14 protein-coding genes and 2 tRNA genes are annotated in these 18,685 nt (G+C 39.7%); 8 read left to right on the forward strand and 8 right to left on the reverse strand.

The window, feature by feature from the left end; translation table 11 throughout:
- Positions 1–30 precede the first annotated feature (30 nt).
- Both ilvD and NSU19_RS08970 read left to right on the forward strand, forming a co-directional pair.
- On the forward strand, positions 31–1,707 hold the full coding sequence (ilvD, locus tag NSU19_RS08965; protein WP_063389594.1) for a dihydroxy-acid dehydratase: 1,677 nt from the start codon (positions 31–33) through the stop codon (positions 1,705–1,707).
- Between the two features lie 430 nt (positions 1,708–2,137).
- Positions 2,138–3,913, forward strand: a complete 1,776-nt coding sequence (locus NSU19_RS08970; protein WP_339195483.1) for an IS1182 family transposase — start codon at positions 2,138–2,140, stop codon at positions 3,911–3,913.
- A 140-nt stretch (positions 3,914–4,053) separates the two neighbouring features.
- Here NSU19_RS08970 and NSU19_RS08975 read toward each other — a convergent pair whose 3' ends face one another.
- From NSU19_RS08975 to NSU19_RS08990, 4 genes are all read right to left on the reverse strand, one after another.
- Positions 4,054–5,592 carry a cation acetate symporter gene (locus tag NSU19_RS08975; protein ID WP_066246614.1) on the reverse strand — a complete coding sequence of 513 codons (1,539 nt, stop codon included), beginning with the start codon at positions 5,590–5,592 and terminating at the stop codon, positions 4,054–4,056.
- A gap of 20 nt (positions 5,593–5,612) precedes the next feature.
- On the reverse strand, positions 5,613–5,945 hold the full coding sequence (locus NSU19_RS08980; RefSeq protein ID WP_063389591.1) for a DUF485 domain-containing protein: 333 nt from the start codon (positions 5,943–5,945) through the stop codon (positions 5,613–5,615).
- Positions 5,946–6,221: 276 nt separating this feature from the next.
- A complete protein-coding gene (gene msrA, locus NSU19_RS08985; RefSeq protein ID WP_339195737.1) occupies positions 6,222–6,698 on the reverse strand; it encodes a peptide-methionine (S)-S-oxide reductase MsrA in 477 nt (158 codons plus the stop codon).
- Between the two features lie 105 nt (positions 6,699–6,803).
- Positions 6,804–7,124 (reverse strand): hypothetical protein, encoded by a 321-nt coding sequence (locus NSU19_RS08990; RefSeq protein WP_339195486.1) that lies wholly within the window; start codon positions 7,122–7,124, stop codon positions 6,804–6,806.
- 552 nt (positions 7,125–7,676) lie between these two features.
- Between NSU19_RS08990 and NSU19_RS08995 the strand changes: the two genes are divergently transcribed.
- Together NSU19_RS08995 and NSU19_RS09000 are read left to right on the forward strand one after the other, a co-directional pair.
- Complete coding sequence (locus tag NSU19_RS08995) at positions 7,677–8,411, forward strand: glucose 1-dehydrogenase (protein ID WP_339195488.1); 735 nt, start codon at positions 7,677–7,679, stop codon at positions 8,409–8,411.
- Positions 8,412–8,558: 147 nt separating this feature from the next.
- The gene (locus tag NSU19_RS09000) at positions 8,559–9,899 is read left to right on the forward strand and encodes an MATE family efflux transporter (RefSeq protein WP_311067339.1); all 1,341 of its coding nucleotides are present in this window, start codon (positions 8,559–8,561) and stop codon (positions 9,897–9,899) included.
- Between the two features lie 676 nt (positions 9,900–10,575).
- Here the strand turns inward: NSU19_RS09000 and NSU19_RS09005 are convergent.
- Positions 10,576–11,193 (reverse strand): CoA pyrophosphatase, encoded by a 618-nt coding sequence (locus NSU19_RS09005; RefSeq protein ID WP_339199816.1) that lies wholly within the window; start codon positions 11,191–11,193, stop codon positions 10,576–10,578.
- A 150-nt stretch (positions 11,194–11,343) separates the two neighbouring features.
- Between NSU19_RS09005 and NSU19_RS09010 the strand changes: the two genes are divergently transcribed.
- Positions 11,344–11,487, forward strand: coding sequence for a hypothetical protein (locus tag NSU19_RS09010; RefSeq protein WP_158640157.1), 144 nt, complete (start codon positions 11,344–11,346; stop codon positions 11,485–11,487).
- A 317-nt stretch (positions 11,488–11,804) separates the two neighbouring features.
- The gene (locus NSU19_RS09015) at positions 11,805–12,995 is read left to right on the forward strand and encodes an MFS transporter (RefSeq protein WP_339199818.1); all 1,191 of its coding nucleotides are present in this window, start codon (positions 11,805–11,807) and stop codon (positions 12,993–12,995) included.
- A 36-nt stretch (positions 12,996–13,031) separates the two neighbouring features.
- Here NSU19_RS09015 and NSU19_RS09020 read toward each other — a convergent pair whose 3' ends face one another.
- The gene (locus NSU19_RS09020; RefSeq protein ID WP_339199820.1) at positions 13,032–13,889 is read right to left on the reverse strand and encodes a TetR/AcrR family transcriptional regulator; all 858 of its coding nucleotides are present in this window, start codon (positions 13,887–13,889) and stop codon (positions 13,032–13,034) included.
- A gap of 149 nt (positions 13,890–14,038) precedes the next feature.
- On the opposite strand from NSU19_RS09020, the gene NSU19_RS09025 reads away from it, so the two are divergent.
- Positions 14,039–17,185: an efflux RND transporter permease subunit gene (locus NSU19_RS09025; protein WP_339199821.1), complete on the forward strand. Its 3,147-nt coding sequence runs from the start codon at positions 14,039–14,041 to the stop codon at positions 17,183–17,185.
- A 168-nt stretch (positions 17,186–17,353) separates the two neighbouring features.
- On the opposite strand, the gene NSU19_RS09030 is transcribed toward NSU19_RS09025, so the two are convergent.
- Together NSU19_RS09030 and NSU19_RS09035 are read right to left on the reverse strand one after the other, a co-directional pair.
- A tRNA-Ser gene (locus NSU19_RS09030) sits at positions 17,354–17,441 on the reverse strand.
- 1 nt (position 17,442) lies between these two features.
- A tRNA-Pro gene (locus NSU19_RS09035) sits at positions 17,443–17,519 on the reverse strand.
- 147 nt (positions 17,520–17,666) lie between these two features.
- Here NSU19_RS09035 and NSU19_RS09040 point away from each other — a divergent pair.
- Positions 17,667–18,629 carry an MBL fold metallo-hydrolase gene (locus tag NSU19_RS09040; protein WP_311067257.1) on the forward strand — a complete coding sequence of 321 codons (963 nt, stop codon included), beginning with the start codon at positions 17,667–17,669 and terminating at the stop codon, positions 18,627–18,629.
- The last annotated feature ends 56 nt before the right edge of the window (positions 18,630–18,685 follow it).

Here is an 18,685-nt window from a genome sequence, read left to right on the forward strand (position 1 = left end):
AAAAAGGAATTAAAAGCGGGGGGATTTATTTTGGCGCAATTACGCAGCAACATGATCAAGAAAGGGTTTGACCGTGCACCGCATCGAAGCTTGTTGCGCGCAGCTGGTGTAAAAGAAGAAGATTTTGATAAACCGTTTATTGCGGTTGTTAATTCATATGTGGACATTATTCCAGGCCATGTTCACTTACAAGAATTTGGAAAGCTTGTAAAAGAAGCGATTCGCGAAGCTGGCGGCGTGCCATTTGAATTTAATACGATCGGTGTCGATGACGGAATTGCAATGGGGCATATCGGCATGCGCTATTCACTGCCAAGCCGAGAAATTATTGCTGATTCTGTTGAAACAGTCGTCAATGCACACTGGTTTGACGGCATGGTCTGCATTCCGAACTGCGACAAAATTACGCCTGGTATGTTGATGGCAGCTATGAGGATTAACATTCCGACGATTTTTGTCAGCGGAGGACCGATGGCTGCCGGAAGAACAAGCGACGGCCGGAAAATTTCCCTATCTTCAGTTTTTGAAGGAGTAGGAGCTTATCAATCAGGAAAAATAGATGAAAACGGATTAAAAGAACTTGAAATGTACGGCTGTCCGACTTGCGGATCTTGTTCAGGCATGTTTACAGCAAACTCAATGAACTGTTTGTCTGAAGCATTAGGTTTGGCCCTGCCAGGGAACGGAACGATTTTAGCTGTTTCGCCTGAACGGAAAGAACTTGTTAAACAAACGGCAAAACAATTAATGAAATTGATCGAAATGGATTTAAAACCTCGTGATATTGTGACGGAAAAAGCAATTGATAACGCATTTGCTTTAGATATGGCGTTAGGTGGTTCGACCAACACGGTCTTGCATACTTTAGCCCTTGCCAATGAAGCAGGCGTTGATTATCCGCTTGAACGGATCAATGAAGTGGCGGAAAGAGTGCCTCATTTAGCAAAGCTTGCGCCGGCATCTGATGTTCATATTGAAGATTTACATGCAGCTGGGGGAGTTTCCGCCGTATTAAATGAGTTGACGAAAAAAGAAGGAACTCTTCATTTAGACTGCATGACGGTAACAGGAAAAACGCTCGGTGAAAATATTGCCGGATGCGAAGTAAAAGATTACAACGTTATTCGCCCAATTGATAATCCGTTTTCTGAAAAAGGCGGACTTGCTGTATTATTTGGAAGCCTAGCTCCAGATGGCGCTATCATTAAAACAGGCGGCGTTCAAGGAGGAATCACTCATTTTGACGGCCCTGCCGTAATTTTTGATTCTCAAGAGGAAGCGCTTGAAGGAATTGCGAAAGGAAAAGTAAAAGAAGGGGATGTTGTCATCATTCGCTACGAAGGTCCTAAAGGAGGCCCGGGAATGCCTGAAATGCTTGCGCCGACATCACAAATTGTTGGGATGGGTCTTGGACCGAAAGTTGCTCTCATCACGGATGGACGTTTCTCCGGTGCATCCCGCGGTTTATCGATTGGCCACGTATCACCTGAAGCTGCGGAAGGCGGACCGATTGCCTTTGTAAAAGAAGGAGACCGTATTGTGATCGATATTGAAAAACGGACGATTGATGTGCATGTTAAAGAAGAGGAATGGAACAAACGAAAAGCGGAATGGAAAGGCTTTGAGCCAAAAGTGAAAACCGGTTACTTAGCTCGCTATTCCAAACTGGTTACATCTGCTAGCACAGGCGGCATTATGAAAATTTGACGTCACTAACCGCCCCCTTTTTCAAAAAATTAAAAATTGGACAGATTTTCCTATATTATTCATAGCTGCACATATTTCTAGAAAGACGCGACTGCCGCGTCTTTCTAGCATTTTTCAGATGATCTCACTTGATTTGGCGAATTTTTCTGATCCAATACTGCTGGAAAGATGAGGGGAAGCAACATACAGAAAGTGTGAAACAAAGATCTGCTCATCTCGTTTTGACGCATATAAAACAGAGAAAGGATTCAGAAGAAGCACGAGAACGGATTGTTTTTTTCATTATGAAATTATGAAAGGGGCTGTCCGAAAAGTCGATTGAATCGACCTTGGGCTCAGCCCTTTTTTCTGTTTTTAGGGTACAAAAAAATCGTCCTTTTTTATAGAATGAAATTGACCAAAAAACATTCTACAGAAAGGACGATTTCTTATGAATAATCAAATGACTATTCAAGAAAATTATAACACGCAATTAGAAATGACTCTAGAGGGTATTCAAAAAATAGAGGTTCAAAAGAATAAGAAACGCAAAAAACTAGTTTTCCAACCTTATTGCAATCGTCAAGTCATGAGCATTTTAGATATCGAAATGTATATTCCTGAAAATCATGTCGCCCGTTTAGTGGATGAAATGGTGGAATCGATTCCGGATGAAGTGTTGTATACTCATTATGTTGGTGGGGGTCGTGCACCCTATCACCCTAAAATGTTATTGAAAGTGATTTTATATGCGTACACTCAAAATGTTTATTCAAGTCGGAAAATAGCGCAAATGGTGAAAGAAAATCTTCCGATGATGTGGTTGGCGGGATTGCAAACCCCTGACCATCGCACAATAAATGATTTTCGTAGTGTTCGTATGTCAAACATGATGGATTCTGTATTTGAACAATTTGTCCTTCAACTAGTAGAACAAGGACTTATCGACCTCGACCATATTTTTGTGGATGGTACGAAAATAGAAGCGAATGCCAACAAATATACGTTTGTATGGCGAAAATCCGTAGAAAAATATGATCAGAAACTACGAGCCAAAATTCAATCGTTTCTACAAGAAGCGCACCAAATCGCCTTGGAGGAATTAAAAGAAGAACAATTAGAAGAAGAATTAGAAAAATCATCGGCACAACTTTCTGAGAGAATAGAAGCTTTGGAAAAAGATTATAAACAGGAAGAAGACAAAGAAAGAAAAAAAGAACTTCGCTCTAAAAAATCCCAACTCACCAAACAACTGAAAACGATTCAAACGGATTATCTTCCACGATTACGAAAATACAAAGTACAAAAACAGATTCTAGGTGAACGAAATAGCTACTCGAAAACCGACCATGAGGCCACTTTTATGCGAATGAAAGAGGACCATATGAAAAACGGCCAACTCAAGGCGGGTTATAATGTTCAACTCGCCACACAACATCAATTTATCGTGGGATTTGAAATTTATCAAAATCCAGGAGATACTCGCTGTTTCCAACCATTTATGGAAAAGTTATTGGAATCGATGCCGAAGGAAAAGAAACTCAAGTATGTCATTGCCGATGCAGGATATGCGAGTGAAGAAAACTATTTATATGCGATTGGCGAAGAAAAAGAACCTCGTTTTGAATTATTAGCCCCATACCAAACCTATTTGAAGGAACAAAGTAAAAAGTTTAAAAAGGATTTATCAAAAGTACAAAACTGGAAATACATCGAAGAAGACGATTGCTTTATCTGTCCGAACAATCGGAAAGTCGTATTCAAGTATTATCAAAAAAGAAAAAATGCATCTGGATACATACAAGATTTGAAAGTGTACGAGTGTGAAGATTGTACGGATTGCCCGTTGAAGAATGGGTGTACGAAAGCCAAAGGAAATCGTCGAGTATATTGGAACACGATTTATGAAGAAATGAAAGCGAAAGCCAAAGCAGCTCTTGGTGACGAACAAAAGGCAGCTCTTTATGCGAAGCGTAAAGTGGATGTCGAAAGTGTGTTCGGTAACATCAAGGGCAATTTGCGTTTCACTCGATTTCTGTTACGGGGGCTTCATAAAGTCCGAACAGAATTCGGGATTGTGGCAATGGCCCACAACATACTGAAATGGGCCGCAAATTCCCAAACCAATTTCAAAAATAAGGAAACAGAGCGAATGGAAAAACTCATTGTTTTCTCCATTCGCTCTGTTTTTATGGACTTTTTAGACAAGCCCTTTTTCATGTTTTAAAGTTGAAGGGGGCTGTCCAGAAAGTCAAATCGCCATTGAAAACAACACCGATATATCAACGTTTCTAAAACATTAATGGGGGCGTCAATAAGCCGTAAAAACGACTTATCAGACACCCCCTTCACCTATTTTTCAAGCGCTTACATTTCGGCTTCTTTATATCCAGTATTGGCTTTAAACGTCACTTCAGCATATTTTTTCTCATCCCGCTTGGCGGAAACAAGCGTACCAATCAAACCACCGATAAAACCTGCTGGTACTGATATGAGCGCTGGGTTTGTCAGCGGGAAAATAGGATCGCCGACAAAAAAGGCTTTTCCAGCTTCAGGATGAATGACATTTGGGCTGATTGACACTAATACAATCGCTGTAATTAAACCAGCCAGCATGGCAGTGACCGCTCCGGCAGTGTTAAATTTTTTCCAATAAATCGTATAAACAATGACGGGCAAATTAGCGCTTGCCGCTACACAAAACGCAAGAGACACAAGAAATGCAACATTTAATGATTGAGCGCCAAGGGCTAGCAGGATTGAAAATGCGGCAACGCCTACAGAAGCCCATCTTGCAGCTAACACTTGCTGTCTTTCCGTAGCTTTTCCTTTTTTAATGATCTGTCCATAAATGTCGTGCGCGAATGCGGACGCACCAGACAAAACTAAACCTGCAACAACAGCTAATATTGTTGCAAAAGCTACTGCAGAAACAAAGGACATTAAGAAATCTCCTCCAAGTGCTTTCGCAAGCAGCGGCGCCGCCATATTTCCAGCAGGATTTTCGGCTATAATCGTTTCTGAACCGACAAATTTGGCTGCACCGAATCCTAAGAAGATTGTCATGACATAAAAGATTCCGACAACCCAAGTTGCATTAACGACTGACGCACGTGCAGTTTGTGCATCTTTAACGGTAAAAAAGCGCATTAATATGTGAGGAAGCCCTGCCGTTCCCAACACTAAGGCCAGCATCATGGAAAGTAAATCGAGCGGATTTTTATATACAATTCCTGAATGCAAATAATTTTCGCCGTGTGGAGTCGCTTGTGACATCTCGTTAAACATGCCAACGATATTAAAGTTAAATTTCAATAAAACAAGGAATGAAATAATGACCGTTCCTGCCATAAGCAATAAAGCCTTTATGATTTGCACCCAGCTAGTTGCTGTCATTCCTCCAAATAATACGTAAATGGTCATCATGACTCCAACGATCAATACGGCGATCCAATACTCAATCCCCAATAACAATTTAATGAGTGCACCTGCACCAACAAGCTGTGCGATCATATAAAATATAACAATTGTGATGGAACTAAGAGCAGCTGTTGCACGGACTTTTCTCTCACTGAATCTTGAGTTGATCATATCTGCGAGTGTATATTTTCCTAAATTTCTGAGAGGCTCTGCAACGATGAATAGAACGAAGAGATATGCGGTTAAATAGCCGATGCTGTAGTAGAAACCATCAAATCCATTCAATGCGATGGCGCCTGCGATACCAAGAAATGATGCGGCTGATAAATAGTCTCCAGCTATCGCAAGTCCATTTTGCCACCCGGTCAAGCCTCCGCCGGCTGTATAAAATTCGTTTGCGGTTTTTGTTCTTTTTGCAGCCCAATACGTGATATATAACGTGACTAAAAGGATGATTAAAAACAGAATAAATGCTGGTACACTCATGAAAGTGCAGCCCCCTTATTTTATTTTATATTTTCTTCAATAATTTCTTCCGCCAATTGGTCAAATGTTTCCGCTTTTTTTACATACATCGTAGCGAACACCCAAACCATGACAAAAAGACCAAGCGAATAGAGCCATGTCCATGTAATCCATCCGATTGCTTTATGCTCCAAGATGGATGTATAACCCGTGAGAATCGGCAATAAAAAGTAAGTGATGAGAAAAACGATTATAATGGGTACAATAAAATTCCGCTTTTTTTGAATCAACTGTTGAAATTTGCTCGTTGCAACAATTTTCTCATAATCGAGAATGCGCTCCCCCTGTTCTTTTTCCTTTCCGAATGTTTCCATTGTACCATCCCCTTTCTTTGGTAATATTCGTAATTTTTTGTCAATTACAATAATAAGTTATGCTAAAAAAATAGTCAATCATTTTTGTAAAACGTTTTCAAAATTTCGTTTGTAACATTTTGGAAGTGAGAGGCTGCATTGACACACAAAATGGAATCGTTTACACAAATGCGTTTGGATGTCCGGAAATCAGGAAGCTGAATGAATGCATAATCAGTGATGGCCATTCAAAAAAACAGTAAAATCTATTGTAAGATTTTACTGTTTCGATCATTTTTATTTCCAATGCTTTCGCAAAAATTCATCCCGTCCGGAAATTTCCCGATCTTTTTTGTATGCTTCTGGATTTTTTTGATAAAAATTTTGATGATATTCTTCTGCTGGGTAAAATGGCGCAGCCGGTAAAATTTTGGTTACGATCGGTTTATTGAATTTTCCGCTTTTGGCTAAGGCGAGTTTAGATTGTTCTGCCAGCGTTTTTTGCTCATTTGAATGATAGAAAATGGCTGTCCTGTACTGACTGCCTCTGTCGTGGAATTGTCCGCCGTCATCGGTCGGATCGATTTGCTGCCAATAAATTTCAAGGAGCTTCTCATATGGAAACACCGTTGGGTCAAATTCGATTTGTACCGCTTCATAATGCCCAGTTGTCCCTGTTTTGACCTGTTCATAAGTAGGATTTTCAACATGCCCGCCCGTATAACCGGAGATGACTTTCACAATGCCGTCCCACTGGTCAAAAGGTTTTACCATGCACCAAAAACAGCCTCCGGCGAATGTTGCTTTCTCTAGCTTCTTCTCCAATTTCTTCACTCCTGGTCCAGTTAGAATGAGTTAAAGTTTAATAATATCATAAAGTTAATGGCAAATCCCGAGATTAAACAGTAAAATTTTAAATTGCCCAGCGATAATAGCTATCCATAAAATGGAGGCTATAGAATAGATCGCAGTTCGTTTTCTAAAATTTTTATATTTCAAGATAAAAAATGCTGCTACTGATAAGATGGAAAAGAAAACAGTTAAACCTAACATTCCGACAAATGGAGTAGACCAATAATAATTGTTAAAAATCGGGATGATGATTGTTGGTGTGTAAAACTTTGACAGCGAATAGATGCCAAACAGCCATGAGATAATCATGAAAACAAAGATGGAAACAGTTGTCAATTTAATTGCCAAAGGTATCTCCTTTCTGACTTTTATTCCGATCTGTTTAATTGTATTTTATGTATGCTGCACGTTGTTGTCAATTGATTAAGTTTATAAATGATATAATAAATGAGTGAGCTATCTAAAAGCGACTAAATAGAAGAAATGTAAAAATCTGCAACCGAAAAAAGGCAATACAAAAAACTTAATTCGCTTCCGTTTAGGCGAGTAGAGTTGATCTTTTTATATCAGGCTGCGTGTCTTCTGAGCTAACAGTCAATCTGTTTCAAGGGGGACTCTTTTTTCGATTTAGGGGAGGGGAAGGTTGCAAGCTTCCAGATTTGCAGCCAGATTGAACTAGTAGCTCGAACACAAGATGGTGAAACCAACCTTTTAAGTAGCCGAAGCTAAAAGGAGGGAAAAAGCTTGCATAAAAGATCTTTAGACGGTTTCTGCGTTCAACGAAAAAAGTCTATCTTTAAATGAAAATTTTCAATATTGTGGGGCTGACCCTGTTATTTCCAACGGAAGTAATCGAAAACAAGAGCAGGATTTAAAAAAACGATAAGAGGAGGAATCGACATGGTCTTTGCAGGAAAAACAGTCATTATAACCGGCGGTGCACAAGGGATCGGGAAAGCGATCGTTTCCGCCTATGCAAAAGAAGGAGCAACAGTTGTGATAGCGGATGTGAATGAACAAAAAGGAAAGGAAACAGCTGAGGAATATGGAGCGATGTTTATCAAAACGGATGTCAAAAATCATAAGGACGTCATCAAATTAATAGAAACGGTCAAACATACAACGGGAAGAATCGATATTGTGATTAACAATGCAGGTGTTTCAAGATTTAAATCTCTTTATGAGCTAACGGTTGAAGAATGGGATGACATATTACAAACAAATCTTCGCAGCGTATTTTTATTTGCAAAGGAATCGGCAAAATATATGCGAGAAAATGAAAGGGGAGGTTCGATCATTAATATTGCTTCAACAAGAGCGTTCATGTCTGAAAAAGATTCGGAAGCGTACGCTGCATCTAAAGGCGGCATCGTTGCTTTAACACACGCTTTAGCTATTTCATTGGGGGAAGACAAAATCAGAGTCAATTGTATAAGCCCCGGCTGGATTGAAACGAACAACTATGAACTGCTTACTGAGCGCGATCATCTACAGCATCCTGCAAAGCGAGTCGGAAAACCGGATGATATTGCCAGAGCGTGTTTGTTTTTAACTCATCCCGACAACGATTTTATTACGGGAGAAAATATTATTATTGACGGCGGCATGACGAAAAAAATGATATATGAAGAATAAATCTTGATAAAAGGTAAGGAAGCAAGAGAGCCCCATTCGTTCAAAAAAAGCTCTCAGCAGGACGTGGTCGTAAATCCTTCAACGAGGGGCACTTTGCTTATTCGAAGGCTGCGTCAATGTAAGATGAAAGAAAAAGGTGATTCTTGGATGAAACAGACGGATTACTCAGAAGGAAATATTTTAAAGCAGCTCATCACTTTTTCCTCGCCTATTTTATTAACGAACTTGCTTCAAGTTTCGTATCAAATAATTGACAGTTTATGGGTTGGAAACTTGCTGGGGGCTCGTGCATTAGGGGTAGTGTCTCTCTCTGGAACTGTCATTTTCACAATTCTTTCTTTCATTATCGGGATCAACCAAGCAACATTAACGATTTTGTCCCAATTAAAAGGAAAACGCGATGAACAAGGGTTGAAACGGTATGTGAATGCCTTTGTTGTCACGCTGTTTATATTATCGATTTTGCTTGGAGTTTTTGGATTTATTTTTGCTGAACGGATTTTATTTTTGCTTGGAACACCTGACAGTTTAATTGCAGATGCATCCTTATACTTGCGAATTAATTTTCTTGGAATTATTTTCTTATTCGGCTACAATTTTGTGGCGACATTGATGCGTGCACTTGGAGAAAGCAAAGCCCCGGTTTATTTTGTTGTTTTGGCTGTTCTTTTAAATGCCGCTTTAGATCCATTATTTATTTCTGGATTTCAATTCGGCATAGCCGGAGCGGCTTATGCAACAGTGATTTCCCAAGGGATCGCCTTTTTATTCGGAATATATTTGGCGATTCATTACAAATTAGTTCCTTTTACATGGCCGCGTATGCCGAAAAAAGAAGAAGTTTCTCTTATTTTAAAAATCGGGGTTCCGTCCGGCATGCAAATGATGGTCATTTCCGCTGGAGTGACGGCGATCATGAGCGTTGTAGCTAGTTTTGGCGAAGACGCGCTGGCCGGATTCGGCGCTGCTCAGAGGCTCGATAATATTATCTTGCTTCCCGCAATGGCCCTCGGAACTGCTGTCAACAGCTTGGCAGGCATAAACATTGGTGCAAATCGATGGGATCGAGTTTATAAAATTGCTCAATATGGATTGATGTATAATTTAGCTATTATGGTTTTGATATCATTGCTAATTCTCTTTTTCGCCCGTTTTGGTGTGGAATTATTTATCCAGGAGGAAGAAGCGGTGCAATTTGGTGTGAATTATTTAAAAATCGTCGCTTTCTTCTATCCGTTTCTTGGCATCAATTTTGTGTTAAACGGTGTTGTTCGTGGATCTGGTGCGATGATGCAAGTCTTAATTTTAAACATCATCTCGTTTTGGGTGCTGCGTTACCCGCTCACATACCTTTTTTCCAATTGGATCGGCGAAGACGGCATCGGTGTCGGAATGGGCGTCAGCTTTGTTATTTCCAGCTTATTCGCCTTTTTATATTTTAGGCTCGGCGGGTGGAGGAAAAAAGAATTGTTTCACGGTACAGCTTAAATAAACAGCCATCCCATAAAACTATTTTAGGGATGGCTCGCTCTTGTGCGCCCGGCATGGGTGTAATCTATAGGGTGAAAGTCCCGAGCTGCGAAGGCAGAAGTAGCAGTTAGCTTAACGCAAGGGTGTCCGTGGTGACGCGGAATCTGAAGGAAGCGAGCGGCAAACTTCCGGTCTGAGGAACACGAACTTCATATGAGGCTAGGTATCACTGGGTGAGTTTGCAAGACAAAACAAAGCCCTTTCTGCCGAAGGTGATACAGAGTAAATGAAGCAGATGGATGGAAGGAAAGATTACACTCTTACCCGGGGAGGTCTGGCTGGCACGCCAAGTAACCTTGGTAACCTATCTAGTGATAGATAGCTGAACCGTCAGAAGTCAGCAGAGGTCATAGTATTAGTTGGTCTAGAACAACTAAGAAGGACCGAACAATTAAGAGAGAATAGCCCTTGGCATTCAGTGAGTCATGATGAACACAGAAAACGTAGTACCTCACTTGAGGGAGGAAGCGGTGAATCCCGTGGGAGATCTCTTGGAGGGTGGAGTGACCACTGGCATAAAGAGAACAGCTATTCACGGAAGTTATAAAGACTTGCGTCAATTATCTTAATTGAACCGCCGTATACGGAACCGTACGTACGGTGGTGTGAGAGGACGGGAGTTAATCGCTCCCTCCTACTCGATTAGCATATCGATAAAATAGTAGATCATCCGGGCTGTCAGCCCCCAAATCACTTTATCTTTATAATAATAAAAATGTTCTTCTATTTTCGGTGAATTCCATTTATATTTTTTTCCCCCGATGATGCTTTCATAAGGAAAATTTTCTTCAGGTTCTGCCCGAAAATGAACTTCATAAATTTCTGGCTTCGTTTCTAAAAAGAATTGAAAAGGAACTGTAAATACTTCGCCGACTTCGTCTTTGTTTGGCTCTAACGAAGCGTCAGGATCGATCATGCCAACAAAAGGATAAACAACCGTTCCGTAGGCAGTCATCACATAATCAAGCGGATATACATGCTGAATCATATCGGCTGAAATACCTAGCTCTTCTGATGTTTCGCGAATAGCTGTATGTTTTGCATCGTGATCGGTCGGCTCAACTTTCCCACCTGGAAAACAAATCTCGCCGGGCTGCCTTTTTAATTTTTTGGCGCGTTCTTCAAACAACAAATGAACTTCATCATTTATTCGCATAAACGGAAGCAATACCGCAAATTTTACTAAACGATCCATCCCAATTATCGTCGGAGTATGATTTTTAACCTTCTTTATAATATCTTCGATCTCCATACTGTCACCTTCAATCTAACATAATCGATTAATTTCATTATAAATGAAAAAAGAACTGGTTGGCGAATGGCATGCATATTTTCGAATAAACGTAAAAAATTTCGCAACAATAAATAAGAAGATGATGATATATATGAGAGGTGAGCAAAAATGAAGTGGTTTAAAAACAAAAAACGTACACATGAACAAACGGAACTCGAAAGAAGAACGGATGTACATGACTTATATGAACCGTCCCGTGAAGCATATGGTCAAGCCTATAACGTAGAAGATGGGACAAAAAACAAAAAATAAAAATTTTATAGACAAAATGCTGTCTCCTATTCCTTTTTAAATGGCGAAGATCTACAGAATATATAAATGATTTCTGTGGATCTTTTTTAGTTGTTAAGGATTTTTCTGAAAGTAGAAATTTCAAGGAATTGTACCTTTTGCAATAAATGAAACGCTGCAAAGATGGTCTGAAATTGCGATTATAGGATTCATATGCCGATGGCACAATATTATGTTTCGTTTATAAAACAAAAAACATGACAATTATGTAAAATATGATATAGTTTACATATAACAAAACATATGTAAAGACATCAGAAAGAGGTGAAGTTGACAAGATGAAAGAGATGTCAACAAAAAAGCTATTAGGCATTGCGGGACTCGCATGGCTTTTTGATGCAATGGATGTCGGCATTTTATCTTTTATCATTGCCGCGTTAAAAGAAGATTGGAATTTGACGGCAGAACAAATGAGCTGGATCGGGAGCATCAACTCGATCGGCATGGCTGTAGGGGCATTTTTCTTCGGTCTCTTGTCAGACAAAATTGGCAGAAAAACTGTCTTTATTATCACATTATTGTTATTTTCGATCGGCAGCGGCCTGTCGGCTTTTACAACCACATTAGCAGTATTTTTGCTGTTAAGATTTTTTATCGGCATGGGGCTGGGGGGTGAATTGCCAGTAGCATCAACGCTAGTATCAGAAAGCTCGCCGACAAAGGATCGGGGAAGAATGGTCGTGCTGCTTGAAAGTTTTTGGGCTGCAGGATGGTTGATCGCGGCAATTATATCTTATTTTGTTATCCCTCAATTTGGCTGGCGTCTCGCCCTTATTTTAACAGCTCTTCCGGCTTTTTATGCGATTTATTTGCGCATGAAGCTTCCGGATTCAAAAAAATTCAAATCGATACAAACAAAATCAAATGTATGGAAAAATATCGCAGCTGTCTGGTCAAAAAAATATGTGAAACAAACAGCTGTACTTTGGGTGTTGTGGTTTTCTGTTGTTTTTTCTTATTACGGGATGTTTTTATGGCTTCCAAGCGTTGTGATGATGAAAGGCTACAGTTTAGTGCAAAGCTTTGAGTATGTTCTTATTATGACGATTGCACAGCTTCCGGGATACTTTAGTGCGGCGTGGCTCATTGAACGAATCGGTAGAAAATTTGTTCTTTCTCTTTATTTATTTGGCACTGCACTGAGCGCATTCTTTTTCGGATTTTCCGATACAACGTCAGAGCTTTTAATATCTGGAATCTTTTTATCATTTTTTAACTTAGGGGCTTGGGGAGCGCTTTATGCTTATACACCTGAGCTTTATCCAACAGAAATTCGCGGGACAGGTGCTGGAATGGCCGCATCGTTCGGAAGAATTGGTGGCATTTTCGGACCTTTATTAGTTGGTTATTTAGCCGCTCTCAAAGTTTCCATGGTAGCCATTTTTTCAATTTTTTGCGCTGCCATTATTATTGGAGCACTAGCTGTTCTATTGTTTGGACAAGAAACAAAAGCGTTGGAGCTGGAGTAAAAATACAGCCTCTAAAGGAATTAACCCTTTAGAGGCTCATTTAATTTGAAAATAATCAGCTAGTTGATTGGCCAAGTAGCGTAGTTCAGGATATTCATGGAGATTTGACAACATTCCTTTAATGACCGGAATTCTTGGCTTTTCAGCCGTTATTTCAGCTTCTAACACTTCAATCGTAATGTTTAACTGTCCATCATCGATTATAGAACGGCTCATTTCTTTTATCTCATTTAAAATGTTCAACGGATGGCTGGGGGATTGAGAATGATTGAACATTTTGGTCATGATCTCAGCTGGAATGATGGGGTCATTTTGTTTTGCCAGCATTCCTTTAACTAAATCATCTGCTGTTTGCAAAATGTATTTTGCCAATTTTTCCTCATCTACTCTCACCCTATTTTCAAATATGAGGAACTGAATGAATGAAAAAAAGATTCCTTGAACGATAATGTTTACATCTGCTATATACTTATCAATTGACTTGCCGTAAATGTTTTTCAGATTGTTTGTTAAAAAATGAAAAAAGTCGTTTCTTAGGTTTTGTAACAACGAATCAATTTTTTCATTATTTTCTTTTAAATTTTCATGCATCTGCGTAATAAATATTTCTTTATGCGCCAAAAATTCTTTTAATTGAACAGACAATTGTTTAATAAACCGCTCTTTTGGATCTTCGTAATTTGCCCCGATTTGCTCCGTTTTTTTCTTTAACTGACTAAAAAACTGCTCCAAAATTTTAATTAACAGTTCATCTTTTGACTTGAAATAAAAATAAAACGAACCTTTCGGAATGCCACATGCATTGGTAATTTCTTGGATGGAGGTGGAAGAAACGCCTTTTCGAGCAAACAGCTTCATCGCAGCTTCAATGATTAAACGTTCTTTTTCTTTCACATGAACATCCCCTTATTGTCGGAAAAAATTTTATTAGTTTAGTTGACTACTAGTTAACCGGTCAATTATAATGACTATATAGTCAACTCACTATAAGTATGTATAAAAAAAGGAGAATTGTCAAATCTTCATGAAAGGAATGGGACTTGGTGGAGAACATTATTAAATTTTCGCTCCGTAATAAACTGGCTATTTGGATTTTAACTGTCATTGCAATTTTTGCGGGACTATTTTCTGGATTTAATATGAAGCTGGAGACGATCCCGGACATAAACACTCCCATCATAAGTGTTACGACTACATATCCAGGTGCAACCCCTGAAGAAGTACAAGAGAAAGTGACGGTTCCTATTGAAGAAGCAGTTCGCAATTTGAACGGGGTGGAAATCGTCAGCTCTAATTCGTTTGAAAATGCATCTTCTATTCAAATTGAATACAAATTTGAAAAAGATATGGAACGAGCAGAAGAGGAAGCTGAAAAGGCAATCGAACAAGTCGAACTTCCGGATGGAGCAGGAGAGCCTAAAATTGCAAGATTTAGCATGAACGCTTTCCCTGTTTATACAGTGAGCTTTTTTGATGAAGGAAAAACACTTCCTGAATTAACTGAACTGGTTGAAGACATCATTGTTCCTGAATTGAAAGGAATCGATGGAGTAGAAAGCATTGTAACTTCTGGACAGCAGGTAGAAGAGGGGCGGCTTGTTTTTCATCAAGACAAATTAAAAGAGCTCGGGCTAAATGAGGAAACAATAAAAGATTATATTCAAGGTGCGGATCTCCGTGCGCCATTAGGTCTTTATACATTTAAAGACACGGAAAAGTCTGTTGTCGTTGACGGAAATATTACGACAATTGACGATTTGAAAAAGCTTAAAATCCCAGTCACTGGATCAGCACAAGGGCAGCAAGCTGGAGAGGCGCAAATGAGCCAAGTGCCAAACGGTTTGTCTGGAGCAAATGGTGCAGCGCCAAATCAGGCGATCCAGCAGCAAAGCATTGAATTGCCAACAGTCGAATTAGGAGAAATTGCCGATATCGAAATCGTCGGAAAAGCTGAATCCGTATCAAGAACGAACGGAAAAGAAGCAATCGGACTGCAAATTGTAAAAGCTACTGATGCGAATACAGTTGAAGTTGTGAATGAAGTAAAAGAAAAATTGGATGAATTAAAAGACGAATATAAAGGCCTCGGAGTCGTTTCAACGCTGGACCAAGCGGAACCGATTGAAAAATCTGTTGAAACAATGCTGAATAAAGCGCTGTTCGGTTCGATTTTTGCAGTTATTGTCATTTTGCTGTTTTTGCGAAACATTCGTTCAACGTTGATTTCCGTGGTGTCAATTCCGCTTTCCATATTAATTGCATTAATCATTTTGCGTGAAATGGACATCACGTTGAACATGATGACGCTTGGAGCTATCACAATGGCGATCGGCCGCGTCATTGACGATTCGATTGTCGTCATTGAAAATATTTACAGACGGATGACATTAAAAGGGGAGCCGTTAAAAGGGAAAGAGCTGATTATTGCAGCGACAAAAGAAATGTTTATTCCTATTATGTCCTCAACCATTGTGACGATTGCGGTTTTCTTGCCGCTCGCATTTGTCGAAGGGATGGTCGGACAGCTATTTATGCCGTTTGCCCTTACGATTGTATTCTCGCTTTTAGCGTCCCTTTTAGTGGCGATTACTATTGTGCCGGCACTTGCTCACGTTTTATTTAAAAAAGGAGTAAAACGGAAAGGCGAAAAAGAAAAGGAAGCTGGCTTTTTGGTTACTAACTATAAAAAAATATTAAATTGGTCTTTGAACCATAAATGGATAACATCATTGATTGCGATCCTGCTTCTTGTCTCCAGTCTGTTTTTAATTCCTGTCATCGGTGTAAGCTTTTTGCCGAATGAACAAGAAAAGCAAGTTATCGTAACGTATGATCCGGATCCAGGGCAAACGCTGGAAGAAGTAGAAGATATCGCATTGAAGGCAGAAGATTTCCTTGTCGACCGTGATCATGTAAAAACGATTCAATTGTCTGTCGGAAGCGAAAATCCGATGAATCCTGGAAATCGAAATCAGGCCATTTTCTTTATTATGTATGAAGATGACACACCGAATTTTGAAAAAGAAAAGGAGAAAATTGTTAAAGTCTTAAATGAATTAACGAACGAAAAAGGCGATTGGGGCACCATTGACATGATGATGGCAAGCAATGAGTACACATTGCATGTGTTTGGCGATTCGATGGAAGATATTGAGCCTGTCGCCCAAAAAGTGCAAAAAATCTTGGAAGATGAAAAAAACTTGAAAAATGTCGAATCAGGTTTATCGAAAACTTATGATGAGTTCACGTTTGTTGTTGATCAAGAAAAGATGAGCAAGCTAGGATTGACCGCTGGGCAAATTGCGATGGCATTAAGCCAACAGCATGAACGGCCGGTTTTAACAACAATCCAAAAAGAAGGTCAAGACATTGAAGTTTATATTGAAGGGGAAGAGCAAACATTTGATTCGATTGATGAGATGAAAAAGAAAACCATTCAGTCCCCTCTTGGCATGAATGTGAAAATTGGAGATGTAGCGAAAGTAAAAGAAGGCGAAACATCCAATACGATTACTAGACGCGACGGAAAATTTGCAGTATCAGTCAGCGGAGAGATTACTACTAATGACGTTAGCCAAGTAAATGCAAACATTCAAAAGAAAATAGATGGTTTAGAATTGCCGCCTGGTGTGAACATTGAAACAGGTGGAGTGTCCGAACAGATCAATGAGTCGTTTTCACAATTAGGATTGGCTATGCTCGCTGCCATCGCTGTTGTCTACTTTGTGCTGGTGGTTACGTTTAGTCAAGGACTTGCGCCTTTTGCCATTCTATTTTCACTTCCATTTACCGTCATCGGCGGATTTGTAGCGCTATGGCTTGGAGGAGAAACATTGAGCGTTTCAGCTCTGATCGGCGCGCTCATGTTAATCGGTATTGTTGTGACGAATGCGATTGTGTTAATTGACCGTGTCATTCATAAAGAGCGTGAAGGACTTTCTACAAGAGATGCGCTCATTGAAGCAGGGGCAACTCGTCTAAGACCGATTTTAATGACTGCGCTGGCAACAGTTGGAGCATTGCTTCCTCTCGCATTAGGTTATGAAGGAGATGGAGGCATGATCTCGAGAGGACTTGGTTTAACCGTCATCGGCGGATTGACCAGCTCGACTTTGCTGACTCTCATCATTGTTCCGATCGTCTATGAAGTATTAAGCAAATTTAGAAGAAAAGCTCCAATCGAGGAATGATAAGAAAAAACCTGAAAAGCACTGAATAGGCTTTTCAGGTTTTTTTGCATAACTTGCTGAAACAGTTTTATGAAAATAAGAATATCAATTGTTTTGAAAAATTTTCAAAAGGGTCAATTATTCAAATTCCGGCAATAAAAAAACGCGCTTTTTAGCGCGTTTTTTAAACGGAGAAGGTGAGATTCGAACTCACGCGGCGGTTGCCCGCCCTAACGCATTTCGAGTGCGTCCCCTTCAACCACTTGGGTACTTCTCCATGGTCGGGAAGACAGGATTTGAACCTGCGACCCCCACGTCCCGAACGTGGTGCTCTGCCAAGCTGAGCTACTTCCCGAAAAACGTCAGCATTGATATTATATATTAAAATAAAAAATTTGTCATTAAAAAATTTTAACCAATCAACAAAAAGTTTAGAAAAGGAAATTAATCTTTTTTTGTTGAATTATGTAGTAGGCAAATAAAAGAAAGGAGTCACATAACATTGAAGGTACAAAACATTGGCGATGACATCACATTAATTGATCTTTTTGACTTAGGATTAGAAAACAGAACAGGGGCTTACGTTCTTCACGAAAAAGAGCTGACCATCATCGAAACAAGCGCGAGCCCGTCTGTCCCATATTTATTAAAAGGTCTTGAAAGTTTAGGAATTGATCCGAAGGATGTTAAAAACATCATTGTTACGCACATTCATTTAGATCATTCGGGAGGTGTCGGGCTTTTCCTTGAACATTGCCCAAAAGCAAAAGTGTTCGTTCATCCCCGCGGGAAACGTCATTTGCAAGATCCATCGAGATTAATTGCCAGCGCCAAAACGGTGTATGGAGAGGAGCAATTTCAAAAATTGTTTGACCCGATTTTGCCCGTGCCAGAAGACCAGCTAGTTGTAAAAGAAGATTTGGAAACGCTTCAAGTAGGCGATGATCGCGTGCTGACGTTTTATCACACACCAGGTCATGCGAATCACCATTTTTGTATACATGATTCCAAAAGTAACGGCATCTTTACCGGCGACACGATCGGGGTTTTTTATTCAATGCTCTTAGATTCAGACTTAGAGTTTTATTTGCCGTCTACTTCTCCTAACCAGTTCGATCCGGATAAAATGCTTGAATCATGCGAAAGAATCGAAGCATTAAACGTTTCGAAAATATTTTTCGGTCATTTTGGCATGAGCGAGCATCCAGAGGAAGTTTATAAACAGCTAAAATATTGGCTGGACATTTTTGTAGATCAAGGCAAAGCGGTTGTAAAAGAGCATGGAAGCTTGCCGTTTGAAGAAAAATCAAAGCTTCTATCTGATAGATTGTACAGCACGTTGCAAGATTACTTAAAGAAAAAACATATTTCCGAAGATCATCAAGTGCACGAGTATATAAAAATCGATATGGGCATTTGTGCGCAAGGGATTATTGATTACTTGCAAAAAGCAGAAAATAGATAAGGCTTGTATGGAAAGAGATATACGCAAAATTAAAAATGTTGCGTTACAATCGAATC

This window comes from Aeribacillus sp. FSL k6-2211, from assembly GCF_037966125.1.
Classification (GTDB): domain Bacteria; phylum Bacillota; class Bacilli; order Bacillales; family Aeribacillaceae; genus Aeribacillus; species Aeribacillus composti.